Below are 19,143 nucleotides of genomic sequence, written 5' to 3'. Positions count from 1 at the left end.
GCCTTTTTCTTTGCCTGCACCCCGCCGTCATAGGGGACCGGGGAGGGTTTCTTCGGACAGAACCACATTGGCCTCGACATTGCCCACACCGGGCAGGGTCATGATCCGGCGTCTCAACACCCGTTCAAAATCCGGCAAATCCTGAGCCACCACCCGCAGGCGGTAGTCGAACAGACCTAGCACATGCTGCACTGTCTGCACCTCGGGAATAGCGCGCACCGCACGTTCGAAATCGTCGAGACTCACCCGCCCTTTGGTTGCCAGCTTGACCCCCAGAAAGACGGTCACGCCAAAGCCCAGAGCCTCAAGGTCAAGATCGACACGTCGCGCGCCGAACACGCCCGCCTCACGCAACCTCTTGATCCGCCGCCATGTCGCGGGCTGGCTCAAACCGAAGGCCCGCCCAAGCGCCCCCGCCGATTGCGTCGCATCCTCGCAAAGTGCGCGGATCAGCTGGCGGTCGATGTCATCAAGGTCAATCATAGCGGCACCGACTGGCTGTCTTTGATCGTCGCCACCTGCATCAGGGCCTCGATATCGGTCATATGCGGCAGGGTCAGGATTTTCTCACGGTAAATCCGCTGATACTCCGGCATATCCCGCGCGATCACCAAAAGCCGCGCATCGACACGGCCCAGAAACGTGCCGATGGAAATCACTTCCGGCACCTCCCGCGCCGCCTGAATGAATTCGTCAAAAGCGCGCGGTTCGGTCTTGTCCAGCGTGATACGCAAGCTGACCTCCACCGCATAGCCCAAGGCCCGCCAGTCCACCTGTTCCCGAATGGCTTTGACAATGCCCGCATCGCGCATCCGCTCCAGACGGCGGGCAAATGTCGCAGGGGTCACACCGGCACGCTCCGCCAGTTCGGAGGCCTGTGCGTCCGGCTCGGCCTGTATCTGGCGCAGGATTCTGCGGTCGGTATCGTCAACTTGCATGATTTTTTACTAAATCCGTCATTTCAAGAATGAATTAATCTCATAAATTGCAATACAGGTCAAATTTTGACGCCACAAACCCTTTTTGATGCGCGATAAAGACCGCAGACACAGCGCCGCGAACACCGGCGCCCTGTGACTGACGAAAGCAAAAAAGGGAGCGCCCATCATGCGCGTTTATTACGATCGCGATTGCGATGTGAACATCATCAAAGACAAAAAAGTCGCCATCCTCGGCTACGGCTCGCAAGGTCACGCCCACGCGCTCAACCTGCGCGACTCCGGTGCGAAAAATCTTGTCGTCGCCCTGCGCGAAGGCTCCCCCTCCGCCAAGAAAGCCGAAGCCGAAGGCCTTCAGGTCATGGGCATTGCAGAAGCCGCCGCATGGTGTGACCTGATCATGTTCACCATGCCCGACGAGCTTCAGGCCGAAACCTACAAGAAATACGTGCACGACAACCTCAAAGAAGGCTCCGCAATTGCCTTTGCCCACGGTTTGAACGTGCATTTCGGCCTCATCGAGCCGAAAGAAGGCGTTGACGTGATCATGATGGCCCCGAAAGGTCCGGGTCACACGGTGCGCGGCGAATACACCAAAGGCGGCGGCGTGCCCTGCCTCGTGGCTGTGGACACCGACGCAACCGGCAAAGCGCTTGAAATCGGCCTGTCCTACTGTTCCGCCATCGGCGGCGGTCGCTCCGGCATCATCGAGACCAGCTTCCGCGAAGAATGTGAAACCGACCTCTTCGGCGAACAGGCTGTGCTCTGCGGTGGCCTCGTCGAGCTGATCCGTTGCGGTTTCGAAACGCTGGTCGAAGCCGGTTACGCGCCGGAAATGGCCTATTTCGAATGCCTGCACGAAGTGAAGCTCATCGTGGATCTGATCTACGAAGGCGGCATTGCGAACATGGATTACTCCATCTCCAACACCGCAGAATACGGCCAATACGTCACCGGCCCGCGCATCCTGCCCTACGAGCAGACCAAGAAAGCGATGAAAGAGGTTCTCTCCGACATCCAGGCGGGTAAATTCGTGCGTGACTTCATGCTCGAAAATCAGGTTGGCCAGCCCTTCCTCAAAGCGTCCCGTCGCGCCAATGACGAACATCTCATCGAGGAAACCGGCAACAAGCTGCGCGGCATGATGCCGTGGATCACCGCCGGTAAAATGGTGGACAAAGAGCGCAACTAAGCGCGTCTTTCAATCTCGGGAAAGGGGGCTTTCGAGCCCCCTTTTTCGTGGCCGGACACCAAGTCGCATCAGGGCGAGGAGCGGCTTTATGTCCCTGTGATTTGCGTGCAAAGCCCTTGCGGGGCTGGGAAAATGCTGCGCTATATGCGGGCAAAGGAGCCTCCCATGACCGATCCGCAGGACGACTACATCCCCGAAGACCTCACCCCCTCCGATATGGACGACATCCGCGCCGAACGCGCCCGCATGTTCACTCTCGGTTTCTGGAAAAGCCTTCTGGCCGGTCATGAGGGCATGGGGGACACGTTCTGGGCGGGGAATTATCTGGCCGCTCTGTTTTTCATTCCGGTCTATGTACTGCTTCTGGCCATTGAGCCGCTCTACGGGCTGTTCCCGTATGTTTTCGCGGCCTTCGGCGTCTACCTGCTGTTCGTGGCCCGTGCGGTTGCCAAGGCCCAGCCCAAAGGCAAGCTGAGAACCGCCTCACGCTGGAAACAGATGTTCTGGAAGATCTTTGGCGTGGCATGGACTCTGATGAACGCGACCATGTGCCTGACCATGTCACCGTTTACCGGCGGGGTATGATCTCCGAATTGCCTTGGCGTGGCCATAATCCTGCACGATTTTCCCCGCAGATGTGAGGGAGAATTCAACCACGGAAGCGCCATGCAGATCAAACCCGCACTCACCGCCCTTCTCCTGACCGCCTCTCCCGCCCTTGCCGACGGGTTTGTGCCGGATTACGCCATGATCCCGCTGGCCTCGCACCATTACGGGGACTGGGGCGAGGACGACGATGACGATTTCAACGAAACCAATCCGGGGCTGCTGCTCACATGGGCCGAACGCGCCTATGATCTGAACTACACCGTCGGGGCCTATCGCGACAGTCAATCCGACACATCGGTGCACCTCTCCGCTGCGAAGATGTGGAAGATCGGCGAGTATGCGCAGGTCGGGATTGTCGGCGCCTACCTCCATTCTTTCGGAGATGGCTACACCGGCGTGGCCCCATCCATTCAGTTGAGCTACAAATATCTCTTCCTCAATGCCGCCACAGGCTATGATGACGGGGTTTACGGCGTGGTCTCAACCGGCTTCATCATTCCGATCGGGCGCTGAAACCTTTCTCCCGCAGATCGTGAAAAAGGCGGCCCCGAAAGCCGCCTTTGCCTGTCTTGTCCAACCACCAGAAGGCGCGACGCCGGATTACTGTGTCGCGGCTTTGACCGCCGCCACAACATCCGCGACAGCCGCATTCAGGATAGCTTCATCGACACTCTCGGCCATCACGCGGATCAAAGGCTCCGTGCCGGATTTGCGGATCAACAACCGCCCGTTGCCCGCCAGCCGCGCCTCCGCATCCGTGATCGCCGCTTTGACATGCGCCGCGTCCAGCGGCTTTTGCCCCGTGCCGTAGCGCACGTTCTGCAAAAGCTGCGGCACAGGCTCAAAAACCTGCGTCAGTTCAGAGGCTTTCCTGCCCGTCTCGACCATCGCCGCGAGGAATTGCAGCCCCGCCAACAGCCCGTCGCCCGTCGTGGCGTAATCGCTCATCACGATATGGCCGGATTGTTCGCCGCCAAGGTTGAAGCCCCCTGCCCGCATCCGCTCCACAACATAGCGGTCCCCCACGGCGGTGCGTTCCAGTGTCAGCCCTTCGGCCTCAAGAAACCGTTCCAGCCCGAGGTTCGACATCACCGTGGCAACCAGCGCCCCGCCTGCGAGCTTGCCCTGATCCGCCCAGGATTTCGCCATCAACCCCATGAGCTGATCCCCGTCGGCAACCTGTCCGCTCTCGTCGAGGATCATCACACGGTCGGCATCACCGTCGAGACAAATGCCCACATCCGCCCCATGCGCGACCACAGCCTCGGCTGCCGTCTGCACATAGGTGGAGCCGCACTGGTCATTGATGTTGTAGCCGTTGGGCGCGGTGCCCACTGGGATCACCTCGGCTCCCAACTCCCACAAGACTTCGGGCGCTGTGCGATAGGCCGCGCCATTGGCGCAGTCGATCACCACTTTCAGCCCCGCAAGCGTCATGCCTCGCGGCAAGGTCGATTTCACCCGCTCGTTATAACGGAAACGCCCGTCGTCAATGCGTTTCGCGCGACCGATGTTCTTGGCCTGCGCAGGCTCGACGCCTTCTTCCATCAAACGCTCGATCTCGCTTTCCGCTTCATCGGAAAGTTTGAACCCGTCAGGGCCGAAGAACTTGATGCCGTTGTCCTCTGCCGGATTGTGCGAGGCAGAGATCATCACCCCCACATCGGCCCGCATTGAGGTCGTCAACATCCCCACAGCGGGCGTCGGCACCGGCCCGAGCAGAAACACGTTCATCCCCGTGGAGGTGAACCCCGCCGTCATTGCGGTTTCAAACATATAGCCCGACAGGCGCGTGTCCTTGCCGATCACCACGCGATGCGCCGAAGACCCGTCACGCCGGAAATAGCGTCCCGCCGCCGCGCCGAGTTTGAGCGCCATCTCTGCGGTCATCGGATGACTGTTGGCGCGTCCGCGCACCCCGTCCGTGCCAAAGAATTTACGTGCCATTATTGCCTCCTGTAACCGCCTGCCAGAGCGCCAGTGCCTGTCGCGTCTCTGCCACATCATGAACGCGGTGAATTTGCACGCCCTGCGCCACGCCCGCAAGCGTCACCGCCATCGAGCCGGGCGCGCGGGCCTGTGCTTCTGCGGCCTTGCCGATCCGTCCGATAAAGCCTTTGCGCGAAGCGCCCAAAAGCACGCCGCAGCCAAGGCTGTGAAACAACGACAGACGGTTGAGCAGCGCGAGGTTATGCGCCTGTGTCTTGCCGAACCCGATCCCCGGATCAACAAGAATATGCCCGCGCGGGATGCCCGCAGATTCCGCCGCCGCGACACGTTCTGCCAGAAAATCGAAGACATCCAGCAGCACATTGTCATACTGCGGGTTCTCCTGCATCACCTCCGGATCGCCCTGCGCATGCATGAGACACACCGGCGCGCCCTGCGTGACCACGACCTGCGCCAGATCGGGGTCATGGGTAAAGGCGTAAACATCATTCACCAGTGACGCGCCGGCCTCCAGAGCCGCTTCGGCCACGGGGGCCTTGCGCGTATCAATCGAGATCGGCACGGCGCTTTCGGCGCGGATGGAGCGGATCACGGGAGCGGTGCGGGCAATCTCGTCTGACACAGGTACATAGTGCGCACCGGGGCGCGTGCTTTCTCCGCCGATGTCGATGATGTCCACCCCATGCGCCAGCATATGCCGCACTTGCTCAAGCGCCGCTTCGGGGCGGGCAAACTTGCCGCCGTCCGAAAAACTGTCCGGCGTGACATTGAGAATGCCCATCAGATTGGGGCGCTGCAAATCCAGCCCCGCCAGAGACGGTCGCGGCGCGGTCAGCCGCTGAAGCACCTGTTCGGGCACCTCTTGCGCGGGAATGATCTCCGGGGACGCATGGCGGCAAAGACGCTCGACATGGGTGAACCAGCACCAGCCCCCCGCCAGCCTGTACGCCCCTGTCGGGCGGGCCGCATCCACCTGCGGGATCGGACGGTAGTAATAAACAGCATCAGTCATCAGAGCAGCGGTCATGAGAGCAGCGTGATCTCCCCGTTCGGGTTGCGAATCTCGGCCCCTTCAATCTCGCAATCCCCAAGGCACAGGATCGCAGCGGCAGACACCTCACGCCCGAGCCAGGCGACCATCTCCGCGATCCCTTCTTTCGGGCCATGCACCGCATCCAGAACCAGCTTCGACGGGGCCCAGACCGAAATCTGTCCCTGTTTCATCGCCCAGTCCAGCTCCGTGCGCGTCGCTCGCACGACACAGCGTGGATCACGTGCGGCAAGGGTCCATGCGTTTTGTTCGATAGCCAGCAGGTCAATCCGCCGTTGCGCGGCCTTATGACCGGCTTTCGGCCAGTCGCCTTCAGGCAGGCCAACGGTCAGGATCGCGGGGCGCGGATCTGCCGCAATAGCATCAATCCACGCGGAAAGATTGGCGCTTTGCAGCGCCTCCGGCGTCAAATGCACGATCAAAGGATGGGGCACGGGGGCCTCCATGACCTCCGCATGACCGGCCTGATCGGCACTGCGCACGATCTCGACCCCCAAGGCACCGGGGCCACGGTCGAGCTTTTCGATCCGCACAAAGACCCGAAAGGCGCGCGGCTCGGCCAGAATGCGCTCGGCAATCCGTTCCGCAAGGGTCTCCAGCAGGTTGAGCCGTTCAGCTGCGAGTTCCGTATGGATGGCCTCGGTCAATCGATCATAAGACAGGATACGATCCACATCATCGTCAATCGGACCGGACACCGGCGTTAATTCGACTACAATGTTGAAAGAAATGCGCTGACGCACGCCGCGTTCGGCCTGAAACGCTCCGATCTCCACCTCGACCACATGGTCCCTGAGAGAAATCCGGTCCAAGGGAGCCGCCCCCGAAGTGGCGGCGGCGCGGGTTTCGGGATGTTCAAATGCCTGTCGGATTTCGGACACAGTGGGCCTCATTCTTGAGATTTGGCCTTTGCTACAGCTTTGCCCGCGCGGGGCCAAGACCAATCTGGCCCTCCGGCACCCCGCCTCGGCAAATGGCAAAACCCCGCCGTTTTCACGACGGGGCCTGAAACAATTCCGTGACTGGCTCTCTGATCAGGCCTGCGGCATCCGGTAGAACAGATGCACACCGATCTGTGCGGTTTTCGCAAAAGCCCGTGCCCAACGCGGGTTCACGGCCCGCGTGTGGTAATGGGTCGCCCCTTGGGTCAGGGTGCGCGGCGCGCCGTCCAGCATCAGCTTGGCGACTTTGGACACCTGATCCCATGCCGCTTGTTCACGCACGACATCGGCGTGACCATCGCAGGTATAGGTAAACTGGCATTGATATTTCTTGCCCGTCCCCTGATGCACCACGCCGCAGACCGTATTCGGAAAGGCGGGCGAGGACACACGGTTGAGGATCACCTCGGCCACGGCAAACTGGCCTTTGACGCTCTCGCCGCGGGCCTCGAAATACAACGCTTCGGACAGGCATTGCCATTGCTCGCCGCCTGAGGCTGCGGGCTGACTGGCCAGAAAGTCTTGCGTATAGGAGATCGTCTGCGCCTTGGATTTCGGCTTGAAGCTCGACAGAAGACGCTCAATCGCATCTGCATCGACGCTCTCAAGTCCGCTGCGCTCCTGCTTTAACAGGGCGTTCAGTTCAAGGCCAAGCACCGGGCTCGGGTCGTTCGAATGGCTCACGGTCACTTCGGCAGACATCTGGGCCGGAAGCGTCGTTACGCCGAGCGTCACTACAAGCGCGAACGCTTTGAGCTTTGCTGGGATCTGCATAGGGTTGCCCCTCCATTGCGTCCCAACAGTCGGGACCTCACGGGTGGAATTCAAAGGCGGGGCATAGGTCATATGCCCTCAAAGGTCCACCCTAGAGGCCGAATAGCTGTTATGCGCTGGTCAAGAGAGAAGCGCAATTCCGCCGGACCACCACAGAAATCAGGCCATCATCCGCCTTTATTTTCAGCGCTTTGTCATATTTTTGTGACTATTTTGCATCTGCAACCACAAGCTGCGCCGCGGCCAGCCTCGCCACAGGCACGCGGAAGGGGGAACAGGACACATAATCGAATCCCGCCTCCCGGCAAAAGGCAATCGATTCGGGGTTGCCGCCATGTTCACCACAAACCGCGACCGTCACATCGGGCCGCGCCAGACGCCCCCGCTCGGCCCCGATTTTCAGCAATTCCCCCACGCCTTCGAAATCGAGCATGTGGAACGGGTCTTCAGGGAACACGCCCTGTTGCACATAGGCGTTCATGAACCGCCCCGCGTCATCGCGTGACAGGCCATAGGCCATCTGGGTCAGGTCATTGGTGCCAAAGGACAGAAAGGCTGCATTCTGGGCAATGTCTCCGGCGCGCAAAGCCGCACGTGGGGTTTCGACCATCACACCGAGACGATAGGTGAACTCCGCCCCATTTTCCGTACGCACAGCGGCAGCCACCCCGTCGATCTGGGTTTTGACCAGCTCCACCTCGCGTTTGGCTGAAACCAGCGGGATCATGATCTCCGGCACCACGGGCGCGCCGTGTTTGTTGGCCTCGATCGTCGCCTCGAAAATCGCACGGGCCTGCATTTCGTAAATCTCCGGGAAAGTAATCCCCAGCCGCACACCGCGCATCCCCAGCATCGGATTGAACTCGGAGAGCCATTCGATCCGGCGCGTCACATCGGAGAGCGGCAGATCGAGCGCCTCGGCCAATTCCTTGGCCCCTTCGCGATCCGAGGGCAGGAATTCATGCAGGGGCGGATCAAACAGCCGGATACAGACCGGCAGCCCTTCCATAATGCGGAACAACTCGATGAAGTCGGACCGCTGCATGGGCAAGAGACGCGCGATGGCCTCGGCGCGGTCTTCGTGGCGGGACGCAAAAATCATCTCCCGCATCACGGTCAAACGGTCGCCCTCAAAGAACATATGCTCCGTGCGACAAAGTCCGATGCCTTCCGCCTTGAAATCGCGGGCCAGCGCGGCGTCCATCGGCGTGTCGGCATTGGCCCGCACACCGATATCGCGGATCGCATCAGCCCATTCCATCAGCTTCAGATACCAGTGGTCTTTCACCGGCGGCAACATATCCACCGCCCCCAAAAGCGCCACACCCGCAGACCCGTCAAGGGTCAGAAGGTCACCTTCCTGAAGCTTTCGACCATCCGCAAGTTCCAGCGTCCGTTCCCGCGAATTGATCCGCATGGAGGCTCCGACCACACAGGGCACCCCCATACCGCGCGCAATCACAGCCGCATGAGAGGTCACACCACCGCGTTCGGTCAGGATGCCGACAGAGGAATGCATCCCGCGAATATCTTCGGGCGTGGTCTCCCGCCGCACTAGGATGCAAGGTTCCCCACGCGACTGATAACTCTGGGCAACGCTGGAATTGAACACGATCCGGCCCACGGCACCGCCCGGAGAGGCCGCAATGCCTTGCGCGATCACGTCACGCTTGGCGCTAGGGTCAACCTGTTGGTGCAGCAATTCGGTCAGGGAGCGCGCAGGCACACGGGTGATCGCCTCTGTGCGCGGGATGATGCCATCCTCGGCCAGTTGCACCGCAATTCTGAGCGCCGCACGCGAACTGCGCGGCACGCGCACAGCATCAAGAATAGAGAGCTTGCCGTTCTCGATGGTAAATTCCACCTGCATCTCTTCGCGCAAGCGGGTCCGGCATTTTTTGGAAATCTCGACCAGTTTCGCGAAAATCTCCGGCTGGGCCTCTTCGAGAGAGGGACCGCGTGTGTCGCGGGTGAGATAGAGCGCGTCCACTTCGCCGCCGCTCACCGCCTCGCGCCCCTGCGACTGGCGCTTGTAACGTCCTTTGATCAAAGGCGCGCCCGTGTCCGAGTCGACAAGCTGGATCACCCCCGCGCCGCTTTCTCCCGGCCCGACGCCCAAGGCCATCGCCTGAACGATCAGCCCCAGCCCCGCATCCGCAGGCGCCCCTTTCGCCTGCCGCAACAGACGCGCCGTTGTGCCCTCCCACGCCCGCGCCATAGAGCGCAGAACTTGGCCGAGTTGCTCGGCGGCATCTTGCGGGAAGGGCTCTCCGGTCTCGTCCTCATGGGCCTCAAGCGCCGACTTGAGCGCCTCGGAGACAGGCGTGGACGTATCAAATTCGAACAATTCTGGATCAAGACGCTCTACATGCACCGCAAAAGATTGCACAAACCTGAGATAGAGCGCATCTGCCGCCTCAGCCCCGTGCGAGGCGGTCAATTCCGCGTGGCGCGCGTCGTTCATGCCGATGTTGAGAATGGCCCCCGGCCCGCCCCAATCCGGATCTTCGGAAGACGGGCGCACGGACAGCAAGGGCGCGTCACCGAACACACGCAAAAGCGCCTGTTTATCGAACCTCTGCCCTTCGGCGAGGTGATGAACTGCATCAAAAGACAGAGCCACAGTTTCCGGCACCGGCAGATCGAGACGGATAAGCCGTTGCAGGCATTTCGCACGCCCGCCATGCGTGTTCACCGCAATGGGAGCCACGCGGCGGATACGGGTGAACCCTAGAATATCGCTTTCTTGCTGCACTGCGGCACCTCCCTGATAGAGGTAAAGCTACGCCCCCGTCCCCTGTGTGCGCAACCGTTATCCGCTATGGCCACACGAATTGACGCATGACCGTTGCCGCCGCGCGTCTCCGAAGAGTGTCAGCTTTCGATATGCGTGAGGTCGGCCACCGACAGACAGATGTCGCGGATACGCCCCAAGAGGTTCAAACGGTTGCGGCGCACCACATCATTGTCGGCATTGACCTGCACCGCCTCGAAAAACGCATCCACTGCAGGACGCATATCGGCCATAGCGGACATGGCGGCGGTGAAGTCTTCCGCCTCCATCGCCGGCTTGATCGCCGCCTCTGCCGTGTCCAGCGCGGCAAAGAGCGCTTTTTCTTCCGCGACTTCGGCAAATTTCAGGTCGGGACCATAGCTGTATTCGACACCATCTTTCTCCTCGGCCTGAGTGAGGATGTTGTTGGCGCGTTTGAAACCTTGGATCAGGTTGGTGCCATCTTCCGTGTCGAGCATCTGTTGCAACGCGCGGGCACGTTTGACCAGAAGCGTGATGTCGTCATTGCCATCCATGACAAGACAGGCGTCAATCACGTCGTGTCGGATGCCCTCGTCGCGCAGGAAGACTTTGAGACGGTCATGGAAGAAGGCCAGCAGGTCTTCGGACGTGTCCGGCACACCGCCCGCAGCGGAGTTCACAGCGGCTTTTTCGTCATCCGAAAGCTTGTCGGAGATCGCATCAAGAGCCGCGCCGAAAACGCCGTGTTCGGCAATCTCGCCAAGGATTTCCTTGAGCGTGTCGATGATACCGTCATTTTCATCGGCAACCGCGATCTGATGCGCCAGAAGCTGCGCATCGACGAAGCGGTCGAGATGCAAGCGGACGTCATTGGTGAGCAGCAGACGGATCACGCCAAGCGCCGCACGACGCAGGGCGAAAGGGTCTTTCGAGCCTGTGGGCTTTTCGTCAATCGCCCAGAAACCGGTGAGCGTGTCCAGCTTGTCGGCCAGAGCAACGGCAACCGTAACCGGCTCGGTCGGCACATCATCCGACGGACCAAGCGGGCTGTAGTGATCGCGGCAGGCATCGGCCACGGCATCGGACAGCCCCGCCGATTTGGCGTAATAGCGACCCATGATACCTTGCAGCTCGGGGAATTCGTAGACCATCTCGGAGCTGAGATCCGCCTTGGCAACAGTCGCGGCCAGCGCCGCCTCCTCTGCATCGGCCCCGACAATGGGGGCAATCTCGCGGGCGAGGCTCGCGATACGGGTGATGCGGGCGGCCTGACTGCCGAGCTTGTTGTGGAAGGTGACATTGGCAAGGGCGGCAGACATGGCCTCCATACCATCGCGTGCCACCGTGCGATTGTCGTTTTCCCAGAAGAATTTCGCATCCGACAGTCGTGCGGCCAGCACCTTCTGGTTCCCCGCCAGAATGGTCGCGCCATTGTCCTTGGTTTCGCGGTTGGCGACGGTGACGAACTTCTCGATCCGGCCCGTGGCAGGGTTGCGCACGGAGAAGAATTTCTGATGCTCTTTCATCGAGGTCTGAAGCACCTCTGGCGGCAGACCGAGAAAGTCCTCTTCAATATCACCCATAAGCACAACCGGCCATTCCACCAGCCCGGCTACTTCGGCCAGAAGCCCCTTGTCCTCGACGACTTCAAGCCCCTGCGCGAAAGCCTGATTGGTAGCGTCATGCCAGATGTGATCGGCGCGTTCCTGCGGGTCGAGCATGACAAAATTCTGTTTGAGCTTTGTCACATAGTCATCAAAGCCCGAAACCGTGAATGTCTTGGGCGCCATAAAGCGGTGCCCGAAGGCAGTGTTGCCGGCCTTGATGCCGTCGATCTCCAGATCAACCACCTCGGCCCCGTCCTCTTTCGAGAGGATGCAGAGGATGGAATGCAGCGGGCGCACCCATTTCAGGCTGCCTGAGCCCCAACGCATGGATTTCGGCCACGGGAAGTTGCGGATTGCATGTTCCAGAACCTCGGCCACGATCTCTGCCGCCGGACGGCCCGGCTTGGTGATCTTGGCGAAATAGACCTGACCCTTTTTCTCGTCGCGGATTTCGAGGTCATCCTTGCTCACCCCTGCCCCGCGCAAGAAGCCTTCGAGTGCTTTTTCCGGCGCACCGACGCGCGGACCTTTGCGTTCTTCCACCGTGGTGGGCGACGCGTCCAGAAGCCCTTCGACCGACAGAGCCAAACGGCGCGGCGTGGCAAATGCCCCTGCGCTAGCATAGGTCAGACCGGCCTCGACCAGACCGTTCGTCACCAGAGATTTCAAATCCTCCGAAGCGCGTTTTTGCATCCGCGCGGGGATTTCTTCGGAGAAAAGCTCGATCAGCAAGTCAGCCATAGGTCAGTTTCCTTCAGGTGCGGGGGGACAGCCCGCGGGGGCGGGATCGCCATCATAGACGGCTTCTCCGCAGCGGTTGATCTGGTTCCAGGCAAAGCCGCGGCCATCGGGGTAGATGGCGACCACACGGTCAATGCCATAGGGGGTGTTTTCTGCGCCCAGAAAGGCGATGGCGCGTCCGGCCTCAAGATCGGCGCCGATGGTTGCCGCGCCGAAACACTTGAACCATTTCTGCGCCACCAAGGGGGCCGCAGCTTCGTAGGGCTGGAAGGTTTCTGTCATCATCGACAGGGACAAAGGCGTGGTGAAACAGGCGCGGAACTTGATGGGAGAGGTCTCCGCATCAATGCCTGTGAAATTTTCCGCAAGGATATCTTCTTGCACGCCTTCAAACGTGGTCACACGGATCGTGGCCGCCGGAGCATCCGTCGGAATCGCGTCATAATAGGCATAGACCTGCGAATAGTAGAGGCCTGCGCCGAAAACGAGTGCGGAGATCACGATACCACCTGCGACCAGTTTGCCGTTCATGCCTCTTCGACCTCGGGCGTCCAGCCGCCCGCCGTGGTCTGGACAAACGCATCGGCACAGGCTTTGGCCAATGTCCGCACACGTCCGATATAGGCCTGACGTTCGGTCACCGAGATCACGCCGCGCGCATCCAGCAGGTTGAAGAGGTGCGAGGCCTTGATACATTGATCATAGGCCGGATGGACCATGATGATGCGCTTGCCGGTTTTCGGGTCTTCGGCAGGTTGCGCCAGAAGTGCGTGACACTCGGCCTCGGCCTCTTCGAAATGCTTCAAAAGCATCTCGGTATTGGCCGCGTCAAAGTTGTGGCGGGAATATTCTTCCTCGGTTTGCTTGAACACATCGCCATAGGACAGCGCGATCGGAGCGTCCGGATCGTTGTAGGGCATGTCCATAACATGATCGATGCCCAGCACATACATGGCCAGACGTTCCAGCCCGTAGGTCAACTCGCCGGAAACGGGTCTGCAATCATGACCACCGACCTGTTGGAAATAGGTGAACTGCGACACTTCCATACCATCGCACCAGACTTCCCAACCAAGGCCCCAAGCGCCCAGGGTCGGGCTTTCCCAGTCGTCCTCGACGAAGCGGATGTCATGCAATTCGGCGTCGATCCCGATGGCCTTCAATGACCCGAGATAGAGATCCTGCAAATCCGGCGGGCTGGGTTTGATAAGCACTTGGTATTGATAGTAGTGCTGCAAGCGATTCGGGTTTTCGCCATAGCGCCCGTCCGTCGGACGGCGCGAGGGCTGCACATAGGCAGCGGCCCAAGGCGTCGAGCCCAGAGAGCGCAGCGTCGTCGCCGGATGGAAGGTCCCTGCCCCCACTTCCATGTCATAGGGCTGGAGCACGGCACAGCCTTTCGCGGCCCAATAGGCCTGAAGCCTCAGGATGATTTCCTGAAAGGAACGCGGTTTGTCTACAGTCTCGGACATGGGAGGTCTTTCGCCAGAGTTTCGTCACCAGAGTTTCAACGCCGGACTTTCGTCGCCGGTTTGAGCGCGTCAAACGCGGCTCTTCAATAGGCAAGCCCGAGGGGGGCGTCAATGTCAGCCATGCATAAGACCCGCCTTCACCGCCGGAATTGCCTGCAAACCGACCGATTTGGATCACACCTCCTTCATTTCTGCACATCTGGACCCGTGTGCATGTTGACCTCGGCCTGAAACCTGCTTTCTTAACGCGCGATGACATAATACCGGACAAGGGCAATAGCCCGTTCGCCAAGAAGTAAGGGTTTTCATGACTAGGTTTTTTGCAGTTGCGCCTCTCGGCGTTGCCGCCTCTCTGTTTCTCACCACGGCGCTTTCCGCTGAACAATGGATTCAGATCGAGGCGCAACCCTCTCTCACACAAGCCACGGAGGCCGCACGCGGCTACGCTGGCGAATTGCCCAATGTCGTGGGGTTCAACCTGCCGGGCCGCTGGCACGCCATCGCGCTTGGCCCCTACGAGACCGAAGCAGAAGCAGAAGCGGCCCGTCGTGCGCTGCGTGCTCAGGGGCGTATTCCCGGTGACAGCTATCTCACCGACGGCTCCGGTTTCCGCGATGCCTTCTGGCCGGTGGGAGTGAATGTCTCGACACTTGCCCCTGTGGAGGCGCCGCAGGCCATAGAGGCCCCCACCGAACAAGTCATTGACGCTGCGATCACTCCGGTCGAGCTTGATGAGACCCCCGCGCAGGCCCGCGCCTCCGAGCGGCAGCTGGACCGTCCGGCACGCGAGGCCTTGCAAAGGGCACTTCATTTTGCCGGCGTCTACAATTCCGGCATCGACGGCGCTTTCGGCCCCGGCACACGCCGCGCCATGTCCGAGTGGCAGGCCATGCAAGGCTATGAGGCCACGGGCGTCCTCACCTCGCGCCAGCGCGCCGAGGTTCTGAAAGCCTACCAGGATGTCATCGACAGCCTTGATCTCACCCCCGTGGTGGACGAGGTGGCCGGTGTCTCGATCACCCTGCCCGCAGGGATGGTGGAATTTGCCGAATACACACCGCCTTTTGCCAAATACACCGCCAAAGACGGGTCCGAAGCACAGGTGCTTTTGATCTCGCAAACCGGCGACGAGGCCACTTTGGGCGGGCTTTACGAAATCATGCAGACGCTTGAGATCGTGCCGATGGACGGTCCGCGTTCGCGCGACAAGAACAGCTTCAGCCTCACCGGCACCAACACCCGCATCACCTCCCACACCGAGGCGCGTCTGGTGAATGGCACGGTCAAAGGCTGGACCCTGATCTGGCCGACGGGTGACGAGAAACGGCATCAAATGGCGCTCGAGGCCATGCAAGCCTCTTTCGCCCCCACCGAAGGCGTCCTGCCCGATGCTTACGGCGACGGTGCCGCGCAGGACATTGATCTCATGGCCGGTCTCGACATCCGCCGCCCCGAAAAAGCCGGCAGCGGCTTTTACGTCGATGACAAGGGCACGGTGCTGACCGACGCTGAACTGGTCGCAAGCTGTGCCAAGATCACGCTGGACGAAACCTATGACGCAACGGTTGCGGCCTCTTCAGATGGCATGGCGCTACTGACCCCGACCGAGCCGCTGGCCCCGCTCGCCGTGGCCCGTTTCGACAGCCACCTGCCGCGCCTTCAATCCGAAGTCTCGGTCTCCGGCTTTGCCTATGAGGGCCGCCTTGGCGCACCGACGCTCAACTACGGGCTGATGGCAGAGCACAAGGGCCTGTCCGGCGAAGAAGACCTGTTGCGCCTCGCCATGACCGCGCTGCCGGGTGAAGCGGGCGGTCCGGTGCTCAACAGCGCCGGCGCCGTAATCGGTATGCTCGCCCCCGGTTCCGCAGTGGTGCCGGAGGGACGCAGCCTGCCCGAAGATGTCGCCTTTGCCTATGACATGGAAAAACTTGCAGGCTTCCTGTCACAAAACGGCGTGGCTATGGCCGCATCTGACGGCAGCATCTCGGAGGCTGATCTGGTCTCCATCGGGCGCGACATGACGGTTCTGGTGAGCTGCTGGAACTGATCTCCGGCTCCATGAGCCAAAGCTTCAAAACCACAAAACCCCGCCTTTCCGGCGGGGTTTTTCTTTGCCTGCGACCTACGACAAGACGCCTTCAACCGCGCCAGAAACGAATGGTAAACAGCGCAAAAACCGACATGACTTCCAGCCGCCCGATCAGCATCGCGATGCACAAAATCCACTTGGCAGGCTCGTTCAACGTCGCGAAATTCCCCGCAGGTCCGATGATATCTCCCAGCCCCGGCCCCACACAGGCCAGTGCTGTGGCCGCGCCGGAAATCGCCGTGATAAAATCCAACCCCGTCGCCGCCAGAAGCACCGCTGTGACGCCAAGTGTGACAATAAAGAACGAAAAGAAGGCCATGACAGAGGACAGCACATCTTCGGTCACAGGGTGGCCTTGATAGCGCGGAGTGAAGACGCCATTGGGGCTGTGAATCTTGCGGATTTGCGCCCGCATCGAGGCCCACAAAAGCTGATAGCGGAAAATCTTGACCGAACAGGCGGTTGACCCCGCGCATCCGCCGATCAACCCGATGAAGAAAAACGCCACCGCAGGGAAGGCCCCCCAAAGCTGGTAATCCACCGAGGCATAGCCTGTGCCGGAAATGATGGAGGTGACATTGAACAGACCTTCGCGAAAGGAATGTTCGAAATGGTCGGCATTGACCACCAGACGGTAGACAGAAAACCCGACCGTCAGGCCAAAAATGATTATCAGATAGGCGTGGATTTGCGTGTCCCGCCAGAAAGGCTTGGCCGTGCCGGCGATGAGCTGCACATAGCGCACGAACGGCAGACTGGCGAGGATCATGAAGAAAGCGGAGACATATTCCGCAGGCCCCTGAAAGGCTCCGAAAGACGCGTCATGGGTGGAGAACCCGCCGGTGGACAGCGTGGTAAGCGCATGGTTGAGCGCATCGAAAATTGTCATGCCCACCAGAAGATAGCCCAGAAAACACAGGACCGTCAGCGCCACATAGATGACCGAAATACGCGCTGCGATCTCCCCCGCGCGAGGCAGGACTTTTCCATCTGTATCAAAGGCTTCCGTGCGAAACACCTGCATCCCGCCCACTTTGAGTTCGGGCAGGAAGACCATGGCGACCACAATGATCCCGACGCCACCGAACCATTGCAACATCGACCGCCAGAGCAGAATGCCTTCGGGCAGCTCATCCAGCCCAGAAAACACGGTCGCGCCCGTGGTGGTGACGCCCGACATGGCTTCGAAAAACGCATCCGTCAGACTGGCCTCGGTCGCGCCGAGGATGAAGGGGATACCGCCAAACAAGGGCAAAATGAGCCAGATCAACGTGGTCAGCAGGAACATCTGCTGGATGGACAACCCCTGTTGCTGGCCGTTCTGGGTCGAGAGCATCAAGGCCACCCCGAAGCCGAAGGTGATCACACCAGAGGTGAAAAACACATCCCAGTCACCAGACCCGAAATACAGGTCGATCATCATGGGGATCACCATCGTCAGCCCCAAAAGGGAGACGAGTGTGCCGATCACATATCCAACAGGTCTCATATCCGTCATGAGGCAAGGCTTGGCCGCGCTTCAAGGCCAAGTCAAGCGCATAACCAAGCATGGCCGGTCCTCGCAGACCGGCCATGTCAGAAATGCTCAGGTTTACAGAAGCACACGCCTGAGTACAGGCACCCGACTGATCACCAGCCAATCCAGAAGCAACACAGTCAGGAGAGTCAGCCCTGCCATCGGGAACGCAAAGCTCAGCAACAGTCCGAGCACCACAGCCCCTTTCCAAAGCGGCATGTTCTTTGGCAGCGGCGGAGGCGCGATCCGGAACGACCCCGAGGGGCGGCGTTTCCACCACATGACCACACCGGACACACACAGGAAGATCACCGAGAGGCAGAAAACCGTATTCAACAAAATAACCCAAAGCCCTGCCGTGCCCATGTGGAGCGCAATGCCCACGGCCATTGCCTTGCCCATCAGAGAATAATCCTCATAGCGGACATCGGCGAGAATTTTTCCCGTGTAGCGGTCCACATGAACGGTGCGATCCGACAAAGGATCAACGCTGTCCGTATTCATACTATCGCGCGAAAAGGTGAAAACTCCCGTCTCGCCCTTGGGCAGGTTCATCTGGTAGCGCGCATCAAACCCGATCACGCGCGCCAGTGCGTCCATCGTGTCGAGGGTCACGGGCGCACCTGCTTTCAACCCGTCTTCACCGAACAAAGACCCCGAAGCGGGCATGAGCGTTTGTTCCAAGGCCCAAGGCACCTCTTTCGGGCCATCATTCATCGAACCGTGGGTTACATCCGACAGAGGCGCGCCCCATTTCTCGGCGGGAAAACTGGACCATGCCTGAACAACCTTCTCCCCCCAGACACCGGCCCACGACAGACCCGAGATGAGGAAGAACAACAGGATCACCGAAATCCATATACCCACAACCGAATGCAGGTTTTTCCACAGCGCCCGTCCGCGTGCCCGTAGATTGGGCAACAAGGCCTCCCGCAAACGCGCCTCGCGTGGCCACCAGAGGTAAAGTCCCGTCACCAACAGGATCACCCCCAAAGAGGCGGCGATCTCGACCATACGGTCGCCCGTGACGCCGATCAAAAGCTCGCCATGGGTATTGTCCATGAGATCGTAAAGGCCGGAACGGCGCGGGAAAGTTTCGAGCACATCTGCCGTGTAGGGATCGACCACAGCCACCATCGCGCCCTCGTCCGTATCAATGCGGAACAATGCGGCCAGATCGTCGGCACGCGGGGCAACATACTGGATAAGGCGGCCATCCGGAAACGCATCCATCGCGGCTTGCGCCTGAACGGAGACAGCAAGCGGTGTCTCTTGCGGAATTACGGCGGTTTTCTCCCCGTCGCGCCCGTCGATATAGGCGATCCACATCATCAGCATACCTGTCACAGCCAGCATGATGAAAAACGGAATGACATACAGTCCGGCATAGAAATGCCAGCGCCACGCGGCGCGGTAGAATTTGGCGGCATGATCCGCCGTGCCCTGGCTCTCTTGCGCAGGGGATTGATCGAGTGCGACCATAGTCTCACATCCTTTCACAACCCGAC

16 protein-coding genes are annotated in these 19,143 nt (G+C 60.2%); 4 read left to right on the top strand and 12 right to left on the bottom strand.

The window, feature by feature from the left end; translation table 11 throughout:
- Positions 1–27: 27 nt before the first annotated feature.
- Both KO492_RS06125 and KO492_RS06120 read right to left on the bottom strand, forming a co-directional pair.
- Positions 28–483 (bottom strand): Lrp/AsnC family transcriptional regulator, encoded by a 456-nt coding sequence (locus KO492_RS06125; RefSeq protein ID WP_066603408.1) that lies wholly within the window; start codon positions 481–483, stop codon positions 28–30.
- Positions 480–938, bottom strand: coding sequence for an Lrp/AsnC family transcriptional regulator (locus KO492_RS06120; protein WP_066603406.1), 459 nt, complete (start codon positions 936–938; stop codon positions 480–482). Before KO492_RS06120 ends, KO492_RS06125 begins: the two co-directional genes overlap by 4 nt.
- Before the next feature lie 169 nt (positions 939–1,107).
- On the opposite strand from KO492_RS06120, the gene ilvC reads away from it, so the two are divergent.
- The 3 genes from ilvC to KO492_RS06105 all read left to right on the top strand — a co-directional run bounded on the left by ilvC (position 1,108) and on the right by KO492_RS06105 (position 3,252).
- Positions 1,108–2,130, top strand: a complete 1,023-nt coding sequence (gene ilvC / locus KO492_RS06115; protein ID WP_216044137.1) for a ketol-acid reductoisomerase — start codon at positions 1,108–1,110, stop codon at positions 2,128–2,130.
- A gap of 165 nt (positions 2,131–2,295) precedes the next feature.
- A complete protein-coding gene (locus tag KO492_RS06110) occupies positions 2,296–2,715 on the top strand; it encodes a hypothetical protein (protein ID WP_216044136.1) in 420 nt (139 codons plus the stop codon).
- Between the two features lie 81 nt (positions 2,716–2,796).
- Entirely contained in the window at positions 2,797–3,252 is a 456-nt protein-coding gene (locus KO492_RS06105) for a hypothetical protein (RefSeq protein ID WP_216044135.1), read from the top strand.
- A gap of 87 nt (positions 3,253–3,339) precedes the next feature.
- On the opposite strand, the gene glmM is transcribed toward KO492_RS06105, so the two are convergent.
- The 8 genes from glmM to KO492_RS06065 all read right to left on the bottom strand — a co-directional run bounded on the left by glmM (position 3,340) and on the right by KO492_RS06065 (position 14,030).
- Positions 3,340–4,686: a phosphoglucosamine mutase gene (gene glmM / locus KO492_RS06100; RefSeq protein ID WP_216044134.1), complete on the bottom strand. Its 1,347-nt coding sequence runs from the start codon at positions 4,684–4,686 to the stop codon at positions 3,340–3,342.
- Positions 4,676–5,701 carry a dihydropteroate synthase gene (gene folP / locus KO492_RS06095; RefSeq protein ID WP_216044133.1) on the bottom strand — a complete coding sequence of 342 codons (1,026 nt, stop codon included), beginning with the start codon at positions 5,699–5,701 and terminating at the stop codon, positions 4,676–4,678. Before folP ends, glmM begins: the two co-directional genes overlap by 11 nt.
- Positions 5,702–5,712: 11 nt before the next feature.
- On the bottom strand, positions 5,713–6,633 hold the full coding sequence (locus tag KO492_RS06090) for a dihydroneopterin aldolase (protein WP_216044132.1): 921 nt from the start codon (positions 6,631–6,633) through the stop codon (positions 5,713–5,715).
- 141 nt (positions 6,634–6,774) lie between these two features.
- Positions 6,775–7,455: a cell wall hydrolase gene (locus tag KO492_RS06085; RefSeq protein ID WP_216044131.1), complete on the bottom strand. Its 681-nt coding sequence runs from the start codon at positions 7,453–7,455 to the stop codon at positions 6,775–6,777.
- Positions 7,456–7,663: 208 nt separating this feature from the next.
- Positions 7,664–10,210, bottom strand: a complete 2,547-nt coding sequence (locus KO492_RS06080; RefSeq protein ID WP_216044130.1) for a putative PEP-binding protein — start codon at positions 10,208–10,210, stop codon at positions 7,664–7,666.
- A gap of 119 nt (positions 10,211–10,329) precedes the next feature.
- A complete protein-coding gene (glyS, locus tag KO492_RS06075; protein ID WP_216044129.1) occupies positions 10,330–12,558 on the bottom strand; it encodes a glycine--tRNA ligase subunit beta in 2,229 nt (742 codons plus the stop codon).
- Positions 12,559–12,561: 3 nt separating this feature from the next.
- Positions 12,562–13,089 (bottom strand): DUF6446 family protein, encoded by a 528-nt coding sequence (locus KO492_RS06070; protein ID WP_216044128.1) that lies wholly within the window; start codon positions 13,087–13,089, stop codon positions 12,562–12,564.
- A complete protein-coding gene (locus KO492_RS06065) occupies positions 13,086–14,030 on the bottom strand; it encodes a glycine--tRNA ligase subunit alpha (protein ID WP_216044127.1) in 945 nt (314 codons plus the stop codon). Before KO492_RS06065 ends, KO492_RS06070 begins: the two co-directional genes overlap by 4 nt.
- A 307-nt stretch (positions 14,031–14,337) precedes the next feature.
- On the opposite strand from KO492_RS06065, the gene KO492_RS06060 reads away from it, so the two are divergent.
- Positions 14,338–16,077, top strand: a complete 1,740-nt coding sequence (locus KO492_RS06060; RefSeq protein WP_216044126.1) for a serine protease — start codon at positions 14,338–14,340, stop codon at positions 16,075–16,077.
- A gap of 91 nt (positions 16,078–16,168) precedes the next feature.
- Here the strand turns inward: KO492_RS06060 and KO492_RS06055 are convergent, their stop codons facing one another.
- Both KO492_RS06055 and KO492_RS06050 read right to left on the bottom strand, forming a co-directional pair.
- Complete coding sequence (locus KO492_RS06055; protein WP_216044125.1) at positions 16,169–17,617, bottom strand: TrkH family potassium uptake protein; 1,449 nt, start codon at positions 17,615–17,617, stop codon at positions 16,169–16,171.
- Between the two features lie 93 nt (positions 17,618–17,710).
- On the bottom strand, positions 17,711–19,117 hold the full coding sequence (locus KO492_RS06050; protein WP_216044124.1) for a PepSY-associated TM helix domain-containing protein: 1,407 nt from the start codon (positions 19,115–19,117) through the stop codon (positions 17,711–17,713).
- Positions 19,118–19,143 lie beyond the last annotated feature (26 nt).

It is taken from the genome of Celeribacter halophilus, assembly GCF_018860305.1.
In the GTDB taxonomy this organism is placed as follows: domain Bacteria; phylum Pseudomonadota; class Alphaproteobacteria; order Rhodobacterales; family Rhodobacteraceae; genus Celeribacter; species Celeribacter halophilus_A.
The sequence above is the reverse complement of the archived record's forward strand: the minus strand, read 5'-3'. Positions and strand labels throughout refer to the sequence as shown.

Bases quoted from the DNA above. Each gene is read 5' to 3' on its own strand.
- KO492_RS06125 (WP_066603408.1), bottom strand. From the start codon at position 483: ATGATTGACCTTGATGACATCGACCGCCAGCTGATCCGCGCACTTTGC.
- KO492_RS06120 (WP_066603406.1), bottom strand. From the start codon at position 938: ATGCAAGTTGACGATACCGACCGCAGAATCCTGCGCCAGATACAGGCC.
- ilvC (WP_216044137.1), top strand. From the start codon at position 1,108: ATGCGCGTTTATTACGATCGCGATTGCGATGTGAACATCATCAAAGAC.
- KO492_RS06110 (WP_216044136.1), top strand. From the start codon at position 2,296: ATGACCGATCCGCAGGACGACTACATCCCCGAAGACCTCACCCCCTCC.
- KO492_RS06105 (WP_216044135.1), top strand. From the start codon at position 2,797: ATGCAGATCAAACCCGCACTCACCGCCCTTCTCCTGACCGCCTCTCCC.
- glmM (WP_216044134.1), bottom strand. From the start codon at position 4,686: ATGGCACGTAAATTCTTTGGCACGGACGGGGTGCGCGGACGCGCCAAC.
- folP (WP_216044133.1), bottom strand. From the start codon at position 5,701: ATGACTGATGCTGTTTATTACTACCGTCCGATCCCGCAGGTGGATGCG.
- KO492_RS06090 (WP_216044132.1), bottom strand. From the start codon at position 6,633: ATGAGGCCCACTGTGTCCGAAATCCGACAGGCATTTGAACATCCCGAA.
- KO492_RS06085 (WP_216044131.1), bottom strand. From the start codon at position 7,455: ATGCAGATCCCAGCAAAGCTCAAAGCGTTCGCGCTTGTAGTGACGCTC.
- glyS (WP_216044129.1), bottom strand. From the start codon at position 12,558: ATGGCTGACTTGCTGATCGAGCTTTTCTCCGAAGAAATCCCCGCGCGG.
- KO492_RS06070 (WP_216044128.1), bottom strand. From the start codon at position 13,089: ATGAACGGCAAACTGGTCGCAGGTGGTATCGTGATCTCCGCACTCGTT.
- KO492_RS06065 (WP_216044127.1), bottom strand. From the start codon at position 14,030: ATGTCCGAGACTGTAGACAAACCGCGTTCCTTTCAGGAAATCATCCTG.
- KO492_RS06060 (WP_216044126.1), top strand. From the start codon at position 14,338: ATGACTAGGTTTTTTGCAGTTGCGCCTCTCGGCGTTGCCGCCTCTCTG.
- KO492_RS06055 (WP_216044125.1), bottom strand. From the start codon at position 17,617: ATGACGGATATGAGACCTGTTGGATATGTGATCGGCACACTCGTCTCC.
- KO492_RS06050 (WP_216044124.1), bottom strand. From the start codon at position 19,117: ATGGTCGCACTCGATCAATCCCCTGCGCAAGAGAGCCAGGGCACGGCG.